At 61.4% G+C, this 22,578-nt stretch carries 22 protein-coding genes; 1 reads left to right on the top strand and 21 read right to left on the bottom strand.

Going from position 1 to position 22,578, the window contains the following annotated elements:
* Positions 1 to 197: 197 nt before the first annotated feature.
* From ACYQ2T_RS16170 to ACYQ2T_RS16120, 11 genes are all read right to left on the bottom strand, one after another.
* Positions 198 to 1,451, bottom strand: coding sequence for an iron-sulfur cluster carrier protein MrpORP (locus tag ACYQ2T_RS16170; protein ID WP_459901915.1), 1,254 nt, complete (start codon positions 1,449 to 1,451; stop codon positions 198 to 200).
* 15 nt (positions 1,452 to 1,466) lie between these two features.
* The gene (locus tag ACYQ2T_RS16165) at positions 1,467 to 2,339 is read right to left on the bottom strand and encodes an ATP-binding protein (protein WP_459901914.1); all 873 of its coding nucleotides are present in this window, start codon (positions 2,337 to 2,339) and stop codon (positions 1,467 to 1,469) included.
* Positions 2,336 to 3,217 carry an ATP-binding protein gene (locus tag ACYQ2T_RS16160; RefSeq protein WP_459901984.1) on the bottom strand — a complete coding sequence of 294 codons (882 nt, stop codon included), beginning with the start codon at positions 3,215 to 3,217 and terminating at the stop codon, positions 2,336 to 2,338. The genes ACYQ2T_RS16165 and ACYQ2T_RS16160 overlap by 4 nt, the downstream gene beginning before the upstream one ends.
* Positions 3,218 to 3,242: 25 nt before the next feature.
* Entirely contained in the window at positions 3,243 to 3,602 is a 360-nt protein-coding gene (locus ACYQ2T_RS16155; protein WP_404845449.1) for a NifB/NifX family molybdenum-iron cluster-binding protein, read from the bottom strand.
* Positions 3,603 to 4,070, bottom strand: coding sequence for a NifB/NifX family molybdenum-iron cluster-binding protein (locus ACYQ2T_RS16150; RefSeq protein WP_459901913.1), 468 nt, complete (start codon positions 4,068 to 4,070; stop codon positions 3,603 to 3,605).
* A gap of 193 nt (positions 4,071 to 4,263) precedes the next feature.
* The gene (locus ACYQ2T_RS16145; RefSeq protein ID WP_459901912.1) at positions 4,264 to 5,607 is read right to left on the bottom strand and encodes a sigma-54 interaction domain-containing protein; all 1,344 of its coding nucleotides are present in this window, start codon (positions 5,605 to 5,607) and stop codon (positions 4,264 to 4,266) included.
* Between the two features lie 151 nt (positions 5,608 to 5,758).
* Entirely contained in the window at positions 5,759 to 6,421 is a 663-nt protein-coding gene (gene hypB, locus ACYQ2T_RS16140) for a hydrogenase nickel incorporation protein HypB (RefSeq protein ID WP_404845452.1), read from the bottom strand.
* Between the two features lie 51 nt (positions 6,422 to 6,472).
* Positions 6,473 to 6,826 carry a hydrogenase maturation nickel metallochaperone HypA/HybF gene (locus ACYQ2T_RS16135; protein WP_404845453.1) on the bottom strand — a complete coding sequence of 118 codons (354 nt, stop codon included), beginning with the start codon at positions 6,824 to 6,826 and terminating at the stop codon, positions 6,473 to 6,475.
* Between the two features lie 285 nt (positions 6,827 to 7,111).
* Positions 7,112 to 7,453, bottom strand: a complete 342-nt coding sequence (locus tag ACYQ2T_RS16130; RefSeq protein WP_459901911.1) for an IscA/HesB family protein — start codon at positions 7,451 to 7,453, stop codon at positions 7,112 to 7,114.
* Between the two features lie 87 nt (positions 7,454 to 7,540).
* On the bottom strand, positions 7,541 to 11,083 hold the full coding sequence (locus ACYQ2T_RS16125) for a cache domain-containing protein (RefSeq protein ID WP_459901910.1): 3,543 nt from the start codon (positions 11,081 to 11,083) through the stop codon (positions 7,541 to 7,543).
* A gap of 221 nt (positions 11,084 to 11,304) precedes the next feature.
* On the bottom strand, positions 11,305 to 11,646 hold the full coding sequence (locus ACYQ2T_RS16120) for an IscA/HesB family protein (protein WP_404845456.1): 342 nt from the start codon (positions 11,644 to 11,646) through the stop codon (positions 11,305 to 11,307).
* A gap of 238 nt (positions 11,647 to 11,884) precedes the next feature.
* Here ACYQ2T_RS16120 and pyrR point away from each other — a divergent pair, with 238 nt between their 5' ends.
* The gene (pyrR, locus tag ACYQ2T_RS16115; RefSeq protein ID WP_404845457.1) at positions 11,885 to 12,418 is read left to right on the top strand and encodes a bifunctional pyr operon transcriptional regulator/uracil phosphoribosyltransferase PyrR; all 534 of its coding nucleotides are present in this window, start codon (positions 11,885 to 11,887) and stop codon (positions 12,416 to 12,418) included.
* An 88-nt stretch (positions 12,419 to 12,506) separates the two neighbouring features.
* Here pyrR and argB read toward each other — a convergent pair whose 3' ends face one another.
* The 10 genes from argB to ACYQ2T_RS16065 all read right to left on the bottom strand — a co-directional run bounded on the left by argB (position 12,507) and on the right by ACYQ2T_RS16065 (position 22,568).
* Complete coding sequence (gene argB / locus ACYQ2T_RS16110; protein WP_404845588.1) at positions 12,507 to 13,373, bottom strand: acetylglutamate kinase; 867 nt, start codon at positions 13,371 to 13,373, stop codon at positions 12,507 to 12,509.
* A gap of 71 nt (positions 13,374 to 13,444) precedes the next feature.
* On the bottom strand, positions 13,445 to 14,824 hold the full coding sequence (hslU, locus tag ACYQ2T_RS16105) for an ATP-dependent protease ATPase subunit HslU (RefSeq protein WP_459901909.1): 1,380 nt from the start codon (positions 14,822 to 14,824) through the stop codon (positions 13,445 to 13,447).
* 44 nt (positions 14,825 to 14,868) lie between these two features.
* Positions 14,869 to 15,408: an ATP-dependent protease subunit HslV gene (gene hslV, locus ACYQ2T_RS16100; RefSeq protein ID WP_459901908.1), complete on the bottom strand. Its 540-nt coding sequence runs from the start codon at positions 15,406 to 15,408 to the stop codon at positions 14,869 to 14,871.
* A gap of 135 nt (positions 15,409 to 15,543) precedes the next feature.
* A complete protein-coding gene (locus ACYQ2T_RS16095; RefSeq protein WP_459901907.1) occupies positions 15,544 to 16,110 on the bottom strand; it encodes an O-acetyl-ADP-ribose deacetylase in 567 nt (188 codons plus the stop codon).
* 117 nt (positions 16,111 to 16,227) lie between these two features.
* Positions 16,228 to 17,688, bottom strand: a complete 1,461-nt coding sequence (locus tag ACYQ2T_RS16090; protein ID WP_459901906.1) for a M48 family metalloprotease — start codon at positions 17,686 to 17,688, stop codon at positions 16,228 to 16,230.
* Between the two features lie 266 nt (positions 17,689 to 17,954).
* Positions 17,955 to 19,202, bottom strand: a complete 1,248-nt coding sequence (rho, locus tag ACYQ2T_RS16085; RefSeq protein ID WP_459901905.1) for a transcription termination factor Rho — start codon at positions 19,200 to 19,202, stop codon at positions 17,955 to 17,957.
* A 370-nt stretch (positions 19,203 to 19,572) separates the two neighbouring features.
* Positions 19,573 to 20,088, bottom strand: coding sequence for a CarD family transcriptional regulator (locus ACYQ2T_RS16080; RefSeq protein ID WP_404845463.1), 516 nt, complete (start codon positions 20,086 to 20,088; stop codon positions 19,573 to 19,575).
* Between the two features lie 65 nt (positions 20,089 to 20,153).
* Entirely contained in the window at positions 20,154 to 20,786 is a 633-nt protein-coding gene (gene pth / locus ACYQ2T_RS16075; protein ID WP_459901904.1) for an aminoacyl-tRNA hydrolase, read from the bottom strand.
* 184 nt (positions 20,787 to 20,970) lie between these two features.
* Positions 20,971 to 21,555 (bottom strand): 50S ribosomal protein L25, encoded by a 585-nt coding sequence (locus ACYQ2T_RS16070; RefSeq protein WP_459901903.1) that lies wholly within the window; start codon positions 21,553 to 21,555, stop codon positions 20,971 to 20,973.
* 71 nt (positions 21,556 to 21,626) lie between these two features.
* Complete coding sequence (locus ACYQ2T_RS16065) at positions 21,627 to 22,568, bottom strand: ribose-phosphate diphosphokinase (protein WP_459901902.1); 942 nt, start codon at positions 22,566 to 22,568, stop codon at positions 21,627 to 21,629.
* Positions 22,569 to 22,578: the final 10 nt, after the last annotated feature.

The raw sequence follows: 22,578 nt of genomic DNA, 5'->3' as shown, positions 1-22,578 counted from the left end.
CCTTGCGGCGGAGAGTGCGCAGGCCGCGTAGTGGGCCGTTCGTGTGTGGGGATCGGAAGCGTTGGTGTTGGCGCAACGTGGCTACTCATTTTCGATCCCTCAGAAAATCGCTACATAGCCTCGCACACAAACAGCGCACAAAAAAACCGGCCGAAGGCAAAGCGCCTTCGGCCGGGTGTAGGGCAGGGTGGTGCGGACTAGTGGTCGCAGATATTCTGGCCCACGGTCAGCTTGCCGTCGAGGTAGGTCTTGACGATTTCCTCGGGGTCGCCGGGCTGTGCGCCGACAACGACCTTGATGCCGTTTTCGGTGAACAGGCTCTGGGCGCGTGCGCCCATGCCGCCGGCGATGATGACGTTGGCGCCCTTTTCGGCCAGCCAGCGGGGCAGGACGCCCGGCTCGTGCGGCGGAGGCGTGAGCAGTTCACCCTTGGTGATGGTTTTGCTCTTGTTGTCCACGTCCATCACGGCGAATTTGTCGCAGTGGCCGAAGTGCATGCACAGCTGGCCATTGGCCACGGGCACGGCAAAGCGGGTGGTGCCGTTGTCGCTGGCGAGAATGGCTTCCACGGGCTGGGTGGTGTCTGCCTGTTCCTGCAGCTTGCCGGCAAGGCCCAGCAGGGGCTTGATGATGTGGTTGAAGGCTTCGCCAACCGGGCTGTGATCGCCCAGCTTCAGCACGGGGAAGCCTTCGTCGCCGGCGCGGGCGACATCGGCGTTCATGGGAATGCTGCCGAGGAACGGCACGCCGGTCTGCTGGGCGAGTTCTTCGCCGCCGCCGGAACCGAACACATTTTCCACGTTGCCGCACTTGGAGCAGACAAAGCCGCTCATGTTTTCCACGATGCCGACGATTTCGTTGCCGACCTGATTGCAGAAGGTCACGGAGCGGCGCACGTCGTCAATGGCCACACCCTGCGGGGTGGTGACGATGACGGCCTTGGCGTCGGAGCCGAGCTCCTGCAGGGCGGAGAGGGGTTCGTCGCCGGTTCCGGGAGGGCAGTCTACGATCAGGAAGTCGAGGTCGCCCCACGTGACGTCGGAGATGAACTGGCGGATGAGGCCAATCTTCACCGGGCCACGCCAGATGACGGCGTCGTCCTTGGAGGGCAGCAGGAAGCCGAGGGACATAACGCCCAGATTCTGGCTCCAGGAGACAGGCTCCATGCAGTCGCGCTCCATGTGGGGCTTTTCGTCCTGCAGGGAGAGCAGGCGCGGGACGCTGGGGCCGTGGACGTCAACGTCCAGCAGGCCAACCTTCATGCCCGCCATGGACAGCGCCACGGCAATGTTGGTGGCGACGGTGGACTTGCCCACACCGCCCTTGCCGGACATGACGACAATCTTATTCTTGATCCGGCCCAGGGCTTTCTTGATTTTCTGGTCCTGAGGGTTCTCCTGGCAGGAGCCGCAGGATTCGCTGCCGCTGGAGCAGTTTCCGCATTCGCTCATAGTGTTCCTCCTAATCTATGCCTTATCGGCAAACAGGCGACGGGACACGTTGTCCCAGATAGTGCGCATGGTAAGGCCAAGGCCGTCGGGGTCGTACTCGACGATGCTTTTGCCGTGAATTTGCGCAGTTGTGACCACCTGGTCATACGGGAGCACGCCCGCGATTTCAACGTCGTACTCCTCACACCAGCATTTGATCTCTTCAACGATGGCGGCGTTGATGTCCGCCTTGTTGATGATGACCATCATGGGCACCTTGAAGTGCCGTGAAAGTTTATACACGCGCTTGAGGTCGTGCAGGGCGGAGAGCGTCGGCTCCGCAACGGCCAGCGTCAGGTCCGTGCCGCCAAGGGAGGCGATGACCGGGCAGCCCACACCGGGAGGGCCATCGGTCAGGATAAGTTCCGCGCTCAGCTTTTCCGCCGTGGCGCGGGCTTCCTTGCGCACGGTGGTGACCAGCTTGCCGGAGTTCTCCTCGCCTATGCCAAGGTTGGCGTGCACCATGTGCCCAAAGCGCGTTGTGGAGTCGTACCAGTAGCCGCACATGCGTTCCTGCATGGTGGCGGCCTGAACCGGGCAGACAAAGGCGCAGACGCCGCAGCCCTCGCAGTGTTCCTTCTGCACCGTGAAGTCTTCGGTAATGGCGTCGTAGCGGCAGTGCTCCGCGCACAGCCCGCACTGGGTGCAGGCGTCCGGGTCAATGGTCGCTATCTCGCCGCTGTAGAAGTCCACAGTGCGGCCCACGGTGGGGTCCAGGATGAGGTGCAGGTCCGCCGCGTCCACGTCGCAGTCCGCAAGGACTTTGTTGGGCGTCAGGGCGGCCAGCGCGGCCGTGACGGTGGTTTTGCCCGTGCCGCCCTTGCCGCTGATGACTACAAGTTCCTTCATGCCGCGCCCTCCTGTGCCGCCATGCTCTGGATATTCGCCCAGATGGCGGCGTAGGCCTGCGAGAAATCGGGCAGGGCTTCAATGTGCAGGCGTCCCTCGGAGTAGCAGTGCGCCGCCTCGGTGGAGTGGGGCAGGCTGCCCAGCAGGGGGATGCCTTCGCGTTCAAGGTATTTGTGTGTGCGGTCGTCGCCCATGCCGTCGCGGTTGATGACCACGCCAAAGGGGATGTTCATCTTGCGCAGCACGCCTACGGCCAGTTCAAGGTCATGCAGGCCAAAGGGCGTGGGTTCGGTGACCAGCACGGCAAGGTCGCTGCTGCCAAGGGACGCAATGACCGGGCAGCTGGTTCCGGGCGGGCTGTCGATAATGCGCACGTCCGCCTCGGGCGAGTCCTTTTTGACGGCCTGAATGAGCGGCGGAGCCATGGCTTCGCCGATGCGGAGTTCACCGCCGGTGACGATGAGCCCCTTGGCGCCGGAAACCGTGGCCGGGCCTTGCCTGACGATGCCGATTTCGCGCTCGCCCTCGGTGATGGCGTTTGCTGGGCATGCAAGGTTGCACAGGCCGCATCCGTGACAGAGTTCGGGAAAGACCATGACCGAACCGCCCATCATGATGAGCGCCTTAAAGCGGCAGAGGTCCACGCATTTGCGGCACTCCTCGCCGAGGCAGGCGTCCTCGTCCACGACGGGGACGGGCACGCTCTCGGTGCGGGTTTCGGTCCAATCCGGCTTGAGGAAAAGGTGCAGGTTGGGCTCCTCCACGTCGCAATCCAGCGCCGTGACATGGGTGCCCCGCGAGGCAAGCCATGCGGCGAGGTTTGCGGAGACTGTGGTTTTGCCCGTGCCGCCCTTTCCGCTGGCAACGGCTATATTCAGCATCGTGGTATCCATTCTCCCCGGCCTACCAGTGGCCTTCCTTGTCGGCGGCGTCGGCTGCGCTCAGCTTGCCGGACTTGAAGGCGTCCAGCGCTTCCTGCACGGTGCCCGCCGCGCCAAGGTAAATGTCAATCTTGCCCTTGTTCAGTGCAGTGAAGGCCTTGGGGCCAACGTGGCCGGTGATGACGGCCTGTGCGCCCGTGCGGGCCACATTCTGCGCGGCCTGAATGCCCGCGCCCTGCGCCAGGGTAAGGTTCTGCGTGTTGTCTGCGTAGTCGATGTCGCCGCTTTCGGTATCCACAAGGACGAATCCGGCGGCGCGGCCGAAGCGGGGGTCGATGGAGCTGTCCAGAGTCTGGCCCTGACTGGTGATGGCGATTTTCATCTATGCGCCTCCCTTTTTCGGAGTATTTCCCGTGCCTCGTCCGTGACCCATGCCGTGCCCCTGTCCGCAGCCCTGACGGCGTTCGCGGCAACCGGGAGCGATAAGGTCGCTCTCCATGCGGCCTCTGCCGCAGCGTCTGCCGCCGCATCCGGGCATGGCGAGATGTTCGAGACTATCGTCCAGCACGGCGCTGAGCACGTCTTCAATGGTGCCCCGCACCCATGGGCGAACGTCCAGCCCGGCCTGAAGCAGCATCCGGCGCGTACAGCCGGTGACGCCACCACAGACGAGGGAGTCCACCTTATAGGAGGTGAGGGCGCTTACAAGGCGCGCGGTATCGTTCTGGGCGATGTCGAAGCCCCCGGCGGGGGTCGCCGTGCCGTCCTCTACGCGGTAGAGGCGGAAGCTCGTTGTGTTTTCGAGCAGAGAGGCCAGCCGGTCTTCGAAGCATGCCAAACAGAGGTTCATGCGTGGTCCTCGGCAACGGGATTGTGGGCGTGGCGAAATGCCATGGCCCGTGTTCGGGAGGAGATGAGCATAGATGGTGCCAAAATGTGCTTTTGGTTGAAAAGTGTTGAAATTCAGCATGTTGCGCTATGTGCGCTGTGCCCCGTAATCGTAAAACAGGCGAAAAAAAAGCCCGCGCTATGGCGGGCAGGGCTTAAAATTCGCCCATATCCTGACAGCGGCGTATCATGCGCCGGAGTGTGTCCTTGGAGATTTCCAGCTCGCGGCAGGTCTTCATACGTTTGCCGCCGTTACGGGCCAGCGCGCGGGCCACGGCGCGGCATTTGATGCGCTCCAGCGACATGGGCTGGTCGTCACCGGCTGCGATGGGCGCGGCGTCCTCTTCGGGCTGGAGGTGCTCGGGCAGGTGCTCCACCTGCACAAAGCCGGAGGGGCAGAGGATGAACGCGAATTCAAGGACGTTTTCCAGCTCGCGAACGTTGCCGGGGAAGGGGTGGCGCATGAGGATGGACAGCACGTCCTCGGACACGCCTTCCACGTCCTTGCCCTGCAGGGCGTTGAGCTTGCGCACAAAGTAGTCCACCAGCAGGGGGATGTCCTCGCGGCGTTCGCGCAGGGCGGGCAGGTGCATCTGCGCGACGTTCAGGCGGTAATAGAGGTCTTGGCGGAAGGTGCCTTCATCCACGAGGGCCTGCAGGTCGCGGTTGGTGGCGGCGATGACGCGGACATCGGCCTTCACGGGCGTTTCGGACCCCAGCGGCTCAAAGACTTTTTCCTGCAAAACGCGCAGGAGCTTCACTTGCAGGTTCTGCGGCATATCGCCGATTTCGTCGAGGAACAGCGTGCCGCCGCGCGCGGTTTGAAAGCGTCCGGCCTTGTCGCGTTTGGCGTCGGTGAAGGCTCCGGCCTTGTAGCCAAACAGCTCCGACTCCAGCAGGGTGTCCGGCAGTGCGCCGCAGTTGACGGCGACAAAGGGCCCGCCCTTGCGGCTGCTGAGGTTGTGGATGGCGCGGGCGAACAGCTCCTTGCCGGTGCCGGACTCGCCAAGCAGCAGCACCGTGGCCTGACTTTTGGCGATGTGCGGCAATATGCGGAAGGTGCGCGACAGGGCCTCGGATTTGCCCACGATGTCCTCAAAGGTGTAGGACTCCTGCATTTCCTTGCGGATGAGGTGGATGTCCGTGAGGTCGCGGAAGGTCTCCACGCCGCCTACGACGTTGCCGTCGCAGTCGTACAGGGGCGAGGCGGAGATGGAGATGGGCACCTTCTCCCCGTCCGGGCGGACGATGAAGATGGACTTGTTGGAGATGGAGCCAGTTTCGCGCAGGCAGGTGCGCAGGGCGCAGTCGCCGTCGCAGATGCTGGAGTGGAAGACCTCCCAGCATTTTTGGCCGATGGCTTCCTCCGCGGGCACGCCCGTGATGCGCGAGGCCGCCTGATTAAAGGACGTAATGGTCCAGTCCAAGTCCACGGTGAACACACCGTCGGCAATGGAATTGAGGATGGCTTCTCCGGGGAGATTGTCCGGGAACGGCATTGGCTCCTGTCTCCTTACGTAGCCCGCTTGCCCACAGGGGGGAGAAGCGGACAAGGAGCATGCGCCGCGCGGCGCATGCTCCTTGATGATGTCGTCTTTGGCGCGGCGTTGTGCGCGGGGGACGGCGCAGCGGTGCTGGCCGTGCGGCGCGCTATTCGGCCTGCTTCTTTTCCTTCACCTTCTGGCGCAGCCATGCGTACCAGCCGTCGAGGCCTTCGCAGGTCTTGCAGGAGACGGGGTAGATGCTGATGTCCTTGTTCAGGCCGGTGGCGAAGCGGCGGGCCTTTTCCATGTCAAAGTCCACGTAGGGCAGCAGGTCGATCTTGTTCAGGACCATGACGGCGGATTCGGCAAAGAGCAGTGGGTACTTCTCCGGCTTGTCGTCGCCTTCGGTCACGGACAGCAGGGCGACCTTGAAGTCTTCGCCCACTTCAAATTCGGCAGGGCACACAAGGTTGCCCACGTTTTCCACGAACAGGATGTCCAGTCCCTCAAGGTCGATGGACTCAAGGGCTTCCAGAATCATGGAGCCGTCGAGGTGGCATGCGCCGTCGGTATTAATCTGCACGGCCTGCGCGCCAGTGGCGGCAACGCGCTTGGCGTCGTTGTCCGTGAGGATGTCGCCCTCGATGACGGCCATTTTGAACTCGTTGCGCAGGTCTTCCAGCGTACGCTCCAGCGTGGAGGTCTTGCCGGACCCGGGGGAGCTGATGAGGTTCAGCACCAGCACCTTGTTCTGCGCAAATCTCTTTCGCAACTGGGCGGAGATGCGGTCGTTTGCCTCAAGGATGTTTCGTACAACTGGGATTTCCATGTCCTGTCTCCTTGGAATCATGTTGCGGGTCCGCCTGTGGCGGAGTGGGCCTTATTCGGCCTCCATGTTGTCAAGGTAGAGTTCTTTGCCCTGCAGCACCTTGTGCCCTATTCCCTCGCCGCAGTCGGGGCAGGGGACGAACAGGGCGTCCGGCTCTTCCGGCGAGAAGCGAAGGCCGCACTCGCCGCATTCGAGGATGAGGGGGATGACCTCCATGTCCAGTTCTGCGCCTTCCAGCGGCGTACCGAGGGTGCACGCCTCAAAGGCGAAGTGCAACGACTCCGGCACAATGGCCGCCAGCTTGCCATGCTTTACCCGGACCCGCCGAAGCGTGGTCAGGCCGTGCTTTTCCATTTCCTCTTTAATGATGCTGATAAGGCTCTGGGCTATGGACATCTCGTGCATTGGCTTGCTCTCTTCGGGAAAGGCGGTTCTGGTCGAAAGTGGCCTTCGTTTGAACTCGGTTTCTTCATACATCTCCGCGCCGTGAATGAAAAGGCGTATTTCTGAGAATGGTGGGCACTTTGGCGGGAAGGCGCGTGAAATGGCGGGTTTCGGGGCGTTTGCGGGCGCATGTTTTGCCCTGCGAGGTGGGCGCAGAATTCGCCCGACGGGAGAGCCGCGCAACAAAAAACGCGGCGCCCGTGGGAGGTGCGCCGCGTTTTGAGGTCGTCATAGTGCGTGAGCGTACTAGCTGCAGCAGCTCCCGGAGGAGCCGCAACCGCCGCAGCCACCACCGCTGGTGCCGCAACCGCCGCCGCCAAGCTCCAGAGAAGACTCAATGGTGAAGCCGGTGTAGGTCAGGTCCACTTTGATGGGCTGGGCGCTGGCGAGCAGCTTGGATTCCACCACGAAGGTGAGGTCGTCGCCGAGGTCAAAGCTCTCATCGCCTTCACCGGGGGCGTCCAGTGCCAGAGACAGACGCGGTCCGGAGCAGCCGCCCGGAGCCAGGTACACGCGGATGGGAGAAACTTCCTTGTCGCTGAAGAAAGCCACCAGCTCCTTGCGGGCGGCTTCGGTGATTTCAATCATTGATTACTCCTATTCTATCGATTGGGTATCTGGATGGAGAGTAGTGCTCTGCCTGCTGATGTCAATAGTACGGATAGGAAAAACCTATCATAAGTCCGCCTCGGACTGCCCGGAAGCCGCGTGGTTGTGCGGCAGACGGATGATGAAGCGTGTGCCCTCGCCGGGGACGGAGTCCACTTCTATTTCGCCGCCGTGGTTTTGGGTGACGATGTAATACGCCACGGACATGCTGAGTCCTGTGCCCTGTCCGGGGTCGCGGGTGGTGTAGAACGGCTCGAAAATGCGGCTCTGCGTGCCTTCCGGCAGGCCGGGGCCGTTGTCCGTTACCTCGATGACGGCAAACTCGTCGGTTTCGGACAGGCGCAGGGTGAGGGTGGGCTGTGGCGTTTCCGGGTCGTCGTGCAGGGCCTGCGCGGCGTTGCGGAGAATGGAGAGCAGCACCTGCTGCATCTCCGCCGGAGCGCAAATGGCGTGCGGCGTTTCCGGTGGATATTCGCGCCGGATGGAGATGTTCATGAAGTCAAAGCCGCGCGAGCTGTCGTAATCCGTGGCCGCCAATTCGACGGCGTCGTCAATGAGGGCCGCAAGGTCGACCTCGCGCCTGCTGGTGCCGTGGCGGCTGTTGAATTCCAGCATGCTGGCCACGATGGATGCGGCGCGTTCGCCAGCCGTACGTATGCCCGACAGCATGCGGAAGATGCTGCGCTCTTCAAGGTAGGCGCGCACGGAATCGAGGGAGCAGGCGGTTTTTTCCGCGGCGACGGCATTGGCGGGAATATCCGGCGACAGGCGGCGCTCGATGTTTTGCACGCCTTGCAGAATGCCGCCGAGGGGATTGTTGATTTCATGGGCGAGGCCTGCGGCCAGCCCGCCGATGGAGAGCATTTTTTCGGTCTGCACCATCATATTTTCCATGCGGGTGCGCTCGGTGACGTCGTCCAGCCGGATGACCGCTCCGGGCACGTCGTGGGCGGCAAGGGGGTAGACCATCATGTCTTCAAAAACGCGGTGCCCGTCGTAGTAGCGCTCCAGCCGCAGGAGCTCCTGCGGGTGCGCTGAGGCGAGCGCCTCTTTGACCGTGGCGGTTTCCTTGTCGCCAAGGGGAAGCACCGTGGACAGCGGACTGCCTATGGCGTCCTGCGCGGCGATGCCGGTGCGCTGGGCCGCGGTGCTGTTCCACTGGGTTACGCGCAGGTCCGCGTCCACACCAATGAGCAGCGAGGGCATGGAATCCACAATGCTGACCAGCAGCGCGCGCAGGCGCGACATCTCCTGCTGCGTCCGCATGCGTTCGGTGGTGTCGAAGGTGAACAGGCAGACGAGTTTTTCGCCTTCCAGTTCCAGCAGGTGCGCCGTGGTGTCAATGCTCAGGAGTGTGCCGTCCGCGCGGCGCAGGGTGTCCTGAAACGAATCCGCCCCCTTTTCCACGAGTCCGGCAACAAAGCTCTTCCACCCGGATGAGGTCAGGGAGGGCGAGAGGTCGGTGATGAGGCTGTCCGTCAGTTCGGGCCGCGTTTTACCGTAGAGGGCGCAGGCTGCGTCGTTGACGTAGCTGATGCGCCCTTGGGTGGTCAGCCATGTGATGGCGACGGCGGCGTTGTCCACGGCAAACTGGGTGCGCAGCAGGGCGTCCTCGGCCTGTTTGCGGTCCGTGACATCGCGCGTGACGGCGTAGAGGCGTTGGCTGTCCTCGTCCACATAGGCGTTGGAGGACATCCACCGGGTGGAGCCGTCCTTGCACAGGTAGCGGCTCTCAAACCCGTAGATGCGGTTTGTTCCCTTCAGGTCATCCACGAGGGCGCGGGTGCGCACCCTGTCCTCCGGGTGGACATAGTCAAAGGGCGCAAAGGCCTTGAGTTCGTGCTCGTCCCAGCCAAGGGTGCTGGTCCACGCGGGATTGACGCGCAGCAGCTTGCCCGACAGGTCCGAGACGCTCAGCAGGTCCTGCGACGTATCAAAGATGCGGTCGCGGTCCATTTCCACTTCGCGGCGGTCGGAGATGTCCTCGTGGGTGATGGCGGCGAATTCGATGGAGTTGTCCTTGTCCCGCAGGGGGTAGGCGCGCGAGAGGATATGCCGCGTGCGCTGCTTGTGCCCGTCCTTTTCGGGGGTGAACTCGATGCTGGGCATAAAGACGGTTTCTCCGGCCAGTGCGCGGCGCAGGGCCTCCGCCAGACCGAGTTCCCGCGCGGTGGGGTCCGTGAGGATGGAGTAGTTGCCCGGAGCCTGTTCCGGCTCGTCTACATCCCACAGCGCGGCCCAGGCGCGGTTGGCGCGCAGCAGCACGCCGTTGGAGTCGTAGATTTCAATGGCAAAGGGGGACTGCTCCATGAGCATGGTGAAGCGCTGTTCACTGCGCTGCAACTCCGTGATGGTGCGCAGACGGGCGTCCAGCATGCCGTTGGCGGCAACGGCTATCTCGTGGAAATCCAGCAATGTGAGGCGCTTTGGGTCCACGTGAGTGAGGTGTTCTGCCGCGTCGTTAAAAAAGTCCGTAAACGAGGCGACATCGCGCCGGATGGAGGCCGTGAGGCGGCGGGAGAGAATCAGCCCCAAGAGGGTGACAAGGGCAAGAAGCCCGCCGATGATGCTGGCGTTGAACACCATGCGCGCGGCAAGCTCTTCTTTCTTTTGGATGACAAGGGCGTCGATGTCGTCGGTGAAGACGCCCGCGCCGACAAACCATTGCCATTCCGGAACGCCCTTGGCGTAGCTGATTTTTTGGGAGACGGGCAGATCGTCCGCCGCGGGCATGACGTATTCCACAAAGCCCCCGCCGCTTTTGGCCGTTGCGATAAGCTCGCGCACAATCTGTACGCCGTTCACATCCACAAGGTGGATCATGTTTTCGCCCGTGGAAGGGCCAAGGAGCACGGTGCCGTCCCATTTCCCGGCAAAAATGTAGCCGTAGTCCCCAAACCGGCGCGAGGCGAGGATGGAGAGCGCTTGGCGTTGGATGTCCGCCTCCATGTCCTCAATGTATTCGCCGGTGCCAATCACCCAGCCAAAGGGTGAAAAGTCGCGGATGTAGGAGAGTTTGCGTCCGGGCGTGTCCGAATCCGGTCGCGACCAGACGTACTCGTAGAATCCTGTTTGCCGCTGGGTGACGATGGAGATCATCTCTCGAATAACAAAGCGTCCGTCTTCGTCGCGCAGGTCGATGGCTGGCGTGCCCTCAAGGTCCGGGTGCATGGGGTTGAGCAGGATTTTTCCGTCCGGCCCAAGGATGAAGTAGTAGCCCTTGCCCTGATTGTAGCGCGAGGCGCGAAATGCCTCGATGATGCGGGCCTTGACCTCATCCTCCGGCAGGGTTTTGGAGAGCGTTTCATAGAGCTGGCCGGCCATCAGTCGGATGCTCTCTACGTGGTTGCGCAGGGCGGTCTTAAGGCGGGCGCGGGCGTTGACGCGGATTTGCCGGATGAAGTCAACGGCGTTTTCCACCTCGGTCCGGGCGATGCGCTTTTGCGTTTGGAGGTAGCGTTCCTGCAGGGCGGCGGAGTCGTTCGTAAACTGGAGGTAGTCCGTCACGCACCACACAGTGCCAAGCACAAGGATGCTCAGATAGGCAAGGAGCAGCACCCCTTGCAGGAAACGGCGGCTCATGGATGTTTTGAGCGGAGTCGTCGGCACGGATTCTCCCGGGGTTTGCGCTCCGCCCGTGGGTGAAGGGCACAGGGAGGAACGTATCTTCCAAGATGATATTTTTTGGGCGCAAGGTCAAAGCATCCGTGCGGTGAGTGGGCGCGGGCGCGGGCGGGGATGGCCGCGGATGGTGCGTGTGGTGGGCTGAAAAACGAACAGGGCGGCATTCCCGAAGGAACGCCGCCCTGTAAAGTGCGGTGCAATGGGGGCTAGCTGCAGCAGCTCCCGCTGGTTCCGCAACCGCTGCTGGAGCAGCCGCCGCTGGAGCAGCTACCGCCACTGATGGGCAGGTTGGAGTCGACAACAAAGCCCGTGTAGGACAGGTCGACTTTAACGGGAGCAGCGCTCGAAAGCAGCTGCTTGTCTATGACGAACTTGAGGCCGCCTTCAAAATCGAAGACCTCGTCGGATTCTTTTGGCTCATCCAGAGCCAATGACAGGCGTGGGCCAGCTCAACCACCGGGGGCGAGATAGACACGCACCGGGGTGATTTCCTTATCACTGAAGTAGGAAATCAGCTCCTGACGAGCCTTGTCTGAGAGTTCAAGCATTATTACCTCCAGAATTTGCTGATGCTGGAGAGGTAAGGTGGCTGGTGCTCTTTGTCAACTATATTGATAGGAATTATAGATTGCCATAGGTTTTGTCTATAGAATTCAGCCCCCGTCGCGGGCGGCGGCCCTGCGGTATTGCAATGCCGCTGGTGATGCCGTATCCTCCGTGAATCACGGTATAAAGGGCATCACGGCCCAACAGACACGCAACCGGATACGTCTGGAGACGCATAGCATGAGCAACAGCAAAGTGATTCTCAACGCCGAAGAGATAAGCCGCACCATGGAACGCCTTGCCATGGAGATTAACGAACGCCACGGCGACTGCAAGGACGTCGCCATCCTTGGCATTCAGCGCCGCGGCGTGGACCTTGCCGCGCGCCTGCGCGCAGCGCTGGAAAAGCGCCTTGGCCGCACCATCTCTTCCGGTCTTCTGGATATTAATCTGTACCGGGACGACTGGACGACCCTTGACGTGCAGCCCCAAATCAACAAGACCGAAATCCTGTTCGACATCGACGGCAAGGAAATCATCCTTGTGGACGACGTGCTGTTCACCGGGCGGACCATACGCTCCGCGCTGGAGGCCATTTTGGACTTTGGCCGCCCCAAGCAGGTGGAACTGATGGTTCTGGTGGACCGTGGTCACCGCGAGCTGCCCATTCAGGCCGATTACGTGGGCAAAGTGGTGGAAACCCGCCGCGGCGAGCACGTGGACGTCTATCTGGACGAACGCGATGGCAAGGAAATGGTGTGCCTCGTCGAGTAGGCGCGCATTTTCGCACCAGCGAACATGAAAAGGCCGGAGCATCCGTGTGGATGCTCCGGCCTTTTTTGCGTTTGGGACCGATGGGGGCTTAGGCGACGATTTCCGTGCCGATGCCTTCCTCGGTAAACAGCTCAAGGAGCACGGAGTTGGGCAGGCGGCCATCGATAATCTGCGCCTTGCCAACGCCGCCTTCCACGGCTTCGATGCAGCATTTGACCTTGGGAATCATGCCCCCCTGCACAGTGCCGTCCTCGATGAGGCCGAGGGCGTCCGCGCGGTTGACGGAGGAGATAAGGTTCTTGTCCGCATCAAGGATGCCCGCCACGTCCGTGAGCAGGACAAAGCGGCGCGCGCCCACCGCCGTTGCCACGGCAGAGGCCACGGTGTCGGCGTTGATGTTGTAGGTTTCGCCGGTTTCGTCCACGCCCACCGGCGCAATGACGGGGATGAAGCCGTCGCGCAGCAGCGAGTTGATCAGGGTGGGGTCAATGGCCGACACTTCGCCCACGTGCCCAAGGTCGATAATCTCGGGCGTGAGGTTGTCGCGGTCCACGGCGATTTCCAGCTTGGTGCAGGAGATGGTGCCGCCGTCCTTGCCGGAAAGGCCTACGGCCTTGCCGCCCGCAAGGTTCAGCAGGTTCACGATTTGTTTGTTCACCGTGCCGGCCAGGACCATTTCAACCACGTTCATGGTGGCGTCGTCCGTCACGCGCAGGCCTTCGCGGAATTCGCTGGGAATGCTGAGCTGGTCGAGCATCTGACCAATCTGCGGGCCGCCGCCATGGACGATGACCGGGTTGACCCCGATGTACTTGAGCAGGACCACGCACTTGGCAAAGGCCTGCTTGAGTTCCTCGTCCTTCATGGCGTGGCCGCCGTACTTGATGACGATGGTCTGACCGTAAAACTGCCTGATGTAGGGCAGCGATTCCAGCAGCACATCCGCTGTGTGCATGACGTCCTGATCCACTGTCGGCTCCTTGGTGGGCTGGGCCGGACCCCGCAGGGCCCGGCGATTTGGCTGAATTAGAGTATGTACCGGGAGAGGTCGCGGTCTTCCACCACGTCTTCAAGGTGCTGTCGAACGTACTCCCGGTCGATAACGATGTTCTGGCCGCTCTTGTCCGGGGCGTCGAAGGACAGGTCCTGCACCACGCGCTCAAGAATGGTGTACAGGCGGCGGGCACCGATGTTTTCGGACTCGGTGTTGATGCGCTCGGCGTAGGCGGCCAGCTCCTCGATGGCGTCGTCGGCGAACTCCAGCTTGAGGCCTTCGGTCTCCAAAAGCGCCTTGTACTGCGTGGTGAGGGCGTTCTTCGGCTCCTTGAGGATGCGCAGGAACTCGTCCTTGCCAAGGCTGGAAAGCTCCACCCGCAGGGGGAAGCGGCCCTGAAGCTCGGGGATAAGGTCCGAGGGCTTGGAGAGGTGGAACGCGCCGGCGGCGATGAACAGGATGTGGTCCGTGTGCACCATGCCGTATTTGGTGTTTACCACGCTGCCTTCAACGATGGGCAGCAGGTCGCGCTGCACGCCCTCGCGCGAGACGTCGGCGTTGCCGCCCTTGGCGGAGGAGGCGCAAATCTTGTCGATTTCGTCGATGAAGATGATGCCGCCCTGTTCCACGCGCTCGCGGGCGATGTCCGTCACGCGGTCGTGGTCGATGAGCTTTTCGCTTTCTTCCTGCAGCAGCACTTCGTACGCGTCGCGTACGTTCATGCGCTTGGGCTTCTTCTGCTGGGGCATGAAGCGGCCCATCATGTCGCGGATTTGGTTCTCCATGTCTTCCATGCCGGGCATGGACATGACGCCGATGTTCTGGCCGGAGGAGGACGCTACTTCCACTTCCACCTGCCTGTCGTCCAGCTTGCCCTGACGCCACAGCTTGCGCAGCTTGTCGCGCGTGGAGGAGCCGGACTCCTGCGTGGAGATCTGCCCGTCAGCGCCGGCGGCGTAGACCGGCGTGGCGGCGGAGGAGCCGGAACCGGCGGGAGAGTTGGGGAGCAAGAGGTCCAGCAGGCGCTCTTCGGCGTGTTTTTCGGCCTTCACGCGGACGCGTTCGCCTTCTTCCTTGTGGACGAGGTTGATGGAGATTTCCATCAGGTCGCGGACCATGGACTCCACGTCGCGGCCCACGTAGCCCACTTCCGTGAACTTGGAGGCCTCGACCTTGAAGAAGGGCGCGCCGGCCAGATTGGCGAGGCGGCGGGCGATTTCCGTCTTACCCACGCCGGTGGGGCCAATCATGATGATGTTCTTGGGCGCGATTTCGTCGCGCAGTTCCGGGGCCACCTGCTGTCTGCGCCAGCGGTTGCGCATGGCGATGGCCACCATACGTTTGGCGTCCTGCTGGCCGATGATGTAGCGGTCCAGTTCGGAAACAATCTCTCTGGGGGTCAAGGTATGCACTGTGTATGCTCCCTGCGGCAAAGCGGAGCCTGCCGCGTGAATGCTTATTTCTTCTGAGTTTCCACGATGATGTGGTCGTTGGTGTACACGCAGATTTCCGCGGCGATGCCAAGGGCCTTTTCGGCGATGACTTCGGCGGGCAGGTCCGTATTGCGCTTCATGGCGCGGGCGGCGGACAGCGCGTAGGGGCCACCGGAACCAATGGCAACCACGCCGTCGTCCGGCTCGATAACGTCGCCGGTGCCGGTGAGGATGAGGACGTTTTCGGCGTCTGCCACAATCATCATGGCTTCCAGCTTGCGCAGGTACTTGTCCATGCGCCATTCCTTGGCGAGCTCGACGCTGGCGCGCACGAGGTTGCCGCCGAATTCCTCCAGCTTGGCCTCAAAGCGTTCAAACAGCGTAAAGGCGTCGGCCGTGGAGCCGGCAAAACCGGCGATGACCTTGTCTTTATACAGGCGGCGCACCTTGCGCGCACCGTGCTTGAGGGCCACATTCTGGCCGAAGGTGACCTGTCCGTCTCCTGCGATGGCTACGCCGTTCTCATCCAGAACGGCAAGGATGGTAGTGCCTCGTATGTCCATTGAATCCTCGTTGTCGCGTTGTGGAGGCCGGGTATGGGCTCCACGTCATGTTTGACGTTGCTGTGGGCCGCGCGCCGCCGGAAACCGGGGTGAAATGGGGATGCGGGCTTTGCCGCACCCTCGCGGCCAGAGGGCTCAAGCGGGCGGACCGAAAAGCTCGGAGCCGCGGGCGAGCCACGTTTTTGCTGCGTTGTCGGAAAATATAACCATGGAAACGGCGTTGACCAGACCCTGCTCCAGAGTTTTTGCAAGGGTTTGCAGCGCGATGGGGGCGGCGCGTTCTGCGGGAAAGCCGTAAACGCCGCAGCTGATGGCGGGAAAGTCCACGCTCTGGGCGCCATGCTCGGCGGCAAGGCGGACGCTTTCGCGGTAGGCGGAGGCGAGGGTTTCGGGTTCGCCGTCCGCTCCGCCGCGCCAGATGGGGCCAACGGTATGCACGATGTGGCGCGCGGCAAGGGCAAAGCCCGGGGTAATGGCCGCTTGTCCGGGCGGCAGGGTGCCGCGCTCGGCAATGATGCGTTTACAGGCGCGGGGGAGGTCCGGTCCTGCGGCGCGGTGGATGGCGCCGTCCACGCCGCCGCCTCCGGCAAGGCGCGAGTTGGCGGCGTTGACAATGGCGTCCGAGGTGGACGCCGTAATATCGCCGGTGCGGATGGAGAGGGTGCCGGACCCGATGGTCCACGAGCCGAGGGTTGTGATCATGGTGCCTCCTGCGCGGGTTTGCCGTGGCGTGTGCGGCCCCTTCAGCCCTAGCGCGAAACATGAAAAAAGGCCATGCCGCGATGTGCGGCATGGCCTGAGGCGCTGTGGTGGACGGGACTACCAGAATTCGGCGCGCTCGGCGTAGACTTTCTTGAGCTGTTCGAAAAGCTCCTTGCGTGATTCGTCGTCGTTGACGAGGGATTCCGCCTTTTCCAGATGGAAGCGCGATTTCTTTTTATTCAGGCCGTAGATGGCGGAATAGGCGAGGTGCAGGTGCCCCTCGAAAAGGTTGCCGGATTCACCCAGCACGCGCCCAAGGTGGTAGTGGACCTCGCTATCCTCGGGCAAGTGGGCCAGCACGCGGCGGTACATGTCGATGGCGCGGCTGGTGTCGCCATTGTCCCCCAGCAGGCGGGCAAAGTAGAACAGCGCCATCAGGTCCTTGGAATTGAGGAGGACGGCCTTTTGCAGCAGGCTGGCGGCGAGCTTGGGGTCGCCCTTGAGGTAGTGGAAGCGTCCGGCCTCGCGCAGGACAAGGGGGTCGTTGGGCGCAAGGTCTACGGCGCTGGCGAATGCTTCGCGTGCGGGGCCGATTTTGTTCTCGCGCGAGTAGACGATGCCTTGGCCCATGGCGCTGAGCGCGCCGTTTTCGCCGCGCGGCGTCTCCAGCCGGCTGATGGCCAGCTGCGGGTCAAGGTAGCGGGCGGTGATGAGCGTTTTGATGCGCTGGAACTTGCTGTCGTCAAGCGGGCGGTTTTGGATGTCGCTTGGCATGGAGCCGATGCGGCTACTCAGGAAGGTGATGCGGTCCTCAACGGCGGGGTGGGTGCTGAGGTACTTGGGCAGGTTCCCCGCACCGGCCAGCCACGCCTTTTTCTTAATCTTCTTGAATGCCGACACCATGCCCGTGGGGTTGTAGCCTGCCGCGACAAGGTATTTCAGTCCGGACTGGTCAGCCTCGCGCTCGTCCACGCGGCTGTAGTTGAGCATGGTCTGTACGCCGCCAGCCAGCGAGCCGATGGCGAGAGCGTTGCCTGCGGCCGCGCCGCTGTCGCCGCCAGCGGCCGCGCCCATGAACATTCCGGCCAGCATTCCGGCCAGCATGCCAAGCTGCGTCACCTGCTGCTGTTTGATGCGTCCGGCGATGTGGCGGTGGGACACGTGCGCCAGTTCGTGCGCAATGACGCCCGCAAGCTCGGCCTCATGCTCAAAGTTGGTGATGAGGCCGGTGAAGACGTAGACGTATCCGGCGGGCGCGGCAAAGGCGTTGATGTGGTGGTTCAGCACCACGGAGGTCTTGAGCTCGAAGGGCATGTGCGGCACCTGCGCGTTGATGCGCTCCACAATGCCGCGGATATAGCCGGAGATTTCCGGATCCTCGATGATGGGCAGGCGTGCCCGCATGAGGGTATTGTACTTTTTGCCGAGTTCCTTTTCCTTTTCAATGGGAAAGTCGCCAAACAGGTCGGCGCGCGCTGGGCGCGGCGCGAGCAGTGGCCCGGCAGCAATAAACAGAGCGAGGAGCAGGCACAGTGCGTGACGCATCGGGGCAAGAAGGCCGGTGTGCGTTCGGGACATGGATGTTCCTTATACGGAAGGCCCGCGCGGGCGGGCGGTTGATGACGGAAACGGACAGCGCGAGCGTGCAGGGGCTTTCCCTGCCGCGCGGCGGGTCCGGCGTCGTCTGGTGACGGCGCTCACTTCGCGTTCCGTGATACCGCACCTTGGCCGGTTCGCCAAGGATGTGCAAGATGATGCCCTGCACGCGCCGGACGCTCAGATGCAAAAAAAGCGGGCCGAAGCAACTGCTTCGGCCCGCTGGAGAGACACTGAGCGCGATGAACTTATTTGTTCATCATGTCCAGGAACTGCTTGTTGTTCTTGGAGTTCTTCATGCGTTTGATGAGGAATTCCATGGAATCAATGGAGTTCATGGGCGCGAGGACTTTGCGGAGTATCCACACGCGGTTCAGCACATCGTCGGAGAGCAGGAGCTCTTCCTTACGGGTGCCGGAGCGGTTGATATCCAGTGCCGGGAAGACGCGCTTCTCGGACAGGTGGCGGTCGAGGTAGACCTCACAGTTGCCGGTGCCCTTGAACTCTTCGAAGATGACTTCGTCCATGCGGGAGCCGGTGTCGATGAGGGCGGTGGCGATGATGGTCAGGCTGCCGCCTTCCTCCACGTTGCGCGCCGCGCCGAAGAAGCGCTTGGGGCGCTGCAGGGCGTTGGCGTCCAGACCACCGGACAGCACGCGGCCGGACGACGGCGTCACGGCATTGTAGGCGCGGCCAAGGCGGGTGATGGAGTCCAGCAGGATAACCACGTCCTTGTTGCGTTCCACAAGGCGCTTGGCTTTTTCCATAACCATTTCGGCAACCTGCACGTGGCGCTGCGGCGGCTCGTCAAAGGTGGAGCTGACAACTTCCGCGTTAACGGTGCGCTCCATGTCCGTGACTTCCTCGGGGCGTTCGTCAATGAGCAGAACGATGGTGTAGGTATCCGGGAAGTTGGCTTTGATGGAGTTGGCAACCGTCTGCAGCAGCACGGTCTTACCCGTGCGGGGCGGAGCAACGAACAGCGCGCGCTGACCCTTGCCGATGGGGGCAAGCAGGTCGATGATGCGGGCAGAGAGGTTTTCTTTGCCGTTTTCAAGGCGGAAATGTTCGTCGGGATAGATGGGGGTGAGGTTGTCAAAGAGGATGAGACTTTTGGTGGCCTCGGGTTTCTCGAACCCGATTTCATTCACCCGCAGCAGGGCGAAGTAGCGTTCGCCTTCTTTTGGGGGGCGAATCTGGCCGGAGATGACGTCGCCCTTTCGCAGGCCGAATCGGCGGATCTGGGAAGGGGAGACATAGATATCGTCAGGGCCGGGCATGTAGCTGTACATGGGGGAGCGCAGGAAGCCGAAACCGTCGGGCAGGATTTCCAGAACGCCCTCACCAAAGATGGAGCCGTTTTGCGAGGCGCATGCCTTAAGCAGAGCAAAGATAAGCTCCTGCTTGCGCATGCCACTCGGGTTTTCGATTTCGTATTCCTTGGCGAGCTCCATCAGCTCGGACATGCTTTTGGCTTTCAGTTCGGATTGATGCATGACCTTCTCCGTGGCGCAGTATGGTACGCGGGGGGTACTAGCTTTGGTCGTGTAAGATACGTCTTTAGTGGGACGAGGCAAAAAACAGTAGCGGATATAGACTGAGCGACATTACTCGATACAGCCCGTACCGCAGTGGAGAACCCACAGAAAAATTCTAGCATAAGCCCATAGGACGGAGCCGGTAATGTATCGGCTCCGTTCCGCACGACAAGAATCCGGTGCGCGGAAAGTAATAGGCTTTACGAGCTAATTAATGAGAAATTAATGCAAGGGATGCTGCCGAAGTTTGCTTGGCAATGAAGAAAAAATAGTGCTCTTTTCACTAGAACAATTTTTAGCGCACCGGATGCGCAATGGCAAGGGATTTCTAGTCCTCTTCTTCCTTCTTTTCAAGAACGTCGGAGAAAAGCGCTTCGATTTCGGTACGGACGGTGTCCTGTTCCTTGTCCAGAGCGTGGGCGAGTTCAAGCGTCAACAGGCCCATGGCTTGCTCCAGCAGGCGGTGTTCGCCAAAGGAGAGTTCCTTGTCCTTACCGATGAGCAGCAGCTCTTTGAGGACGTAGGCGACATCGGCCAGGTCGCCACTTTTGAGGTTTTCGGAATATTCGCGGTAGCGGCGGTTCCAATTCTGTCCGGAGTATCCGGTGAAGTCGGAACGGTCCTTAAGCGAATCTATGATCGCATCCGCCTTTTCCTTGGACGAGACATGTCGCAGACCGACATTCTCCGCATTGAAGACCGGTACCATAAGCGTCACATTGTTGCTCAGGATACGGACGATGTAGAACTCGGCTTTTGCACCGCCGACTTCTTGTTCCTCAATACGTTCAACAACCCCAACACCTTGGGCGGGGTAGACGACAATTTCGTTTTCTGAAAACACGTTACCTTATCTCCATTACTCTCAGTGAAGCACGCAACCCGAGAAACGTATCTTAAAAGACTCTGTTAGTCTAGGTTTTCAGTATTCTCTGCGGTGGGTACTGCGTCAAAGCTGTTGATGTGCTGTATGGCGAGGGGCAGGCCCCGGCGCAGCAGAATGCCAATGCCTTTGATGGCGGCATCCACAACCGCTTGGGCGGTGTCCATTTCCTGCTCGGAAAATTCGCCAAGCACATAATCGCGCGTTCCGCCACGGACAGTGGGGCGTCCGACTCCAAGGCGAAGACGCAGAAATTCTCGCGTGCCCAGCTCGTCGACGATGGAGTTCAGGCCGTTGTGGCCGGCGGTTCCGCCACCCTTTTTCAGTTTCATCTTGCCAAGGGGCAGGTCCATATCGTCGTGGGCGACGATGATGTGTTCTGCCGCGATGGCATATTTGCCGCTAATGCGCTTTACGGCGATACCGCTCAGGTTCATATAGGTCAGCGGCTTGGCCACGACCCAATGCGCCTTGGACCGGATGATGGGGCAGTCCCATGCAAGGCAGTCATCCCAGTTGCCAACGCGCGGGCACTTTTCCGTGCCGCCCGCCTTTTCCAGAATGCGGTCCGCCAGCATGAAACCAAAGTTGTGGCGGGTGTTTTCGTAGTCGGGCCCGGGATTGCCGAGGCCAACGATGAGTCCTGCGAAATTTTTCATATGCACTACCAATATGCCTATCGAGGCGTCAGCGGCCACACAGGGGCTACACAACGACCTAAAGCGATGGAGCTATAACAACAAGGAGGCCGGCTGGCCAAGACGATAGGAGAAGGGAGGCACCGATGCTGCGCACCGGAAAAACGCAAGGCCCCAGGCGGGGCCTTGCGGAAACGGCGTGAGTTTATTCCTCGTCGCCCTCAGCGCTGTCATCAGCGCCCTTGAGAGCCAGGTGCAGGATGGCAAAGTTGTCATCGCTGAGAACCTTCACACCCTCGGGCAGGGCGATGGACTCAATCTGCATGGTCTCGTTGGGCTGGAGGTTGTTGATGTCAACATCAACAGCTTCCGGAATGGCGCCGGGCAGGCACTCAATCACGCAGGAAGCGCGGTACACTTCGAGCTTAGCGCCCATGGCCATGGCCGGAGCCTGACCAACGATGCGCAGGGGAACCCGCACACGGACGGGCTTGTCCATGTCTACGCCGTAGATGTCGACGTGGGTGATCTCCCGCTTGCAGGGATGCCAGATCAGCTCTTTGATCAGCGCCGGACGGGCGCCCTTGCCATCGATGTCGATGGAGAAGATCTGGGAGGTACCAACGATGGCGTTGGTCTTGTCCAGATCGATCTGAGGAACCTGGATGAGGATGTTTTCGTCCTTAGCGTAGAAAACGCCGGGCGTCATTTTTTTAGCGCGCAGGGCACGGCAGGAGCCCTTGCCGGTTTCCTCTCGCACGGCGGCTTTGAGCATAACCTGTTCAGACATGAGTATCTCCTTCAAGCTGTTCCCGCTCGGCTCCACGGCGGGCCCGGCGGTGGTCGTCAATAAAAAAAGAGTTAGACAAACAATACGCTCACGGAAGATTCCGTGTGGATGTTGTGGATTGCCTTGCCCAGCAGGCTGGCCAGCGACATTACCTGAATCTTGGAGCTCTGCTTGGCCTTTTCGCCAAGCGGAATGGAATTCGTAACGATGACCTTGGAGTAGGAGGACTTTTCAAGTCGCTCCACAGCCGGGCCGGACAGCACGGGATGCGTGGCGCAGGCCATCACTTCCTTGGCGCCATTTTCCATGAGCACTTCGGCACCGGCACAGATGGTGCCTGCGGTGTCGATCATATCATCAAGGACAATGGCGGTCTTGCCTTTCACGTCACCGATGACGTTCATGGCTTTGGCCTGGTTGGGGGCATCGCGGCGCTTGTCGATGATGGCGAGGCCGGCACCGAGTCGCTTGGCGTAGGCGCGTGCACGCTCAACACCGCCAGCGTCGGGAGAGACGATGACGAGGTCTTCGTCGTACTGGCGCAGGTAATCCAGAAGGGCCGGGGCGGCATACAGGTTATCCACGGGCAGGTTGAAGAAGCCCTGAATCTGTCCTGCGTGCAGGTCAACGGTAACGAGCCTGTCAATGCCGGCCACGGTAAGGAAATCAGACACGAGCTTGGCGGAGATGGGGGCGCGGGGAGCGACCTTGCGGTCCTGGCGAGCGTAGCCGTAGTAGGGCACGACGGCAGTCACACGGCCAACGCTGGCGCGCTTGAGTGCATCAAGGATGATACACAGTTCCATCAGGTGAAAGTTCACGGGGGCACAGGTCGGCTGGACCACGAAAACATCGGCGCCACGAACGTTGGAGCCGATTTCTACGCGGATTTCACCGTCGCTGAAAGTGTCGGTAAGACACGGGGTGAGTTCGCAGCCGAGGTGGTTGCAAATCTCGGAGGCAAGCTCGGGGTTGGCCGAGCCGGTCATGATCTTCAATTCGCCAATTGCCATCGTGATTGTT

The sequence above is a fragment of the Desulfobaculum senezii genome (assembly GCF_054657395.1).
The sequence above is the reverse complement of the archived record's forward strand: the minus strand, read 5'-3'. Positions and strand labels throughout refer to the sequence as shown.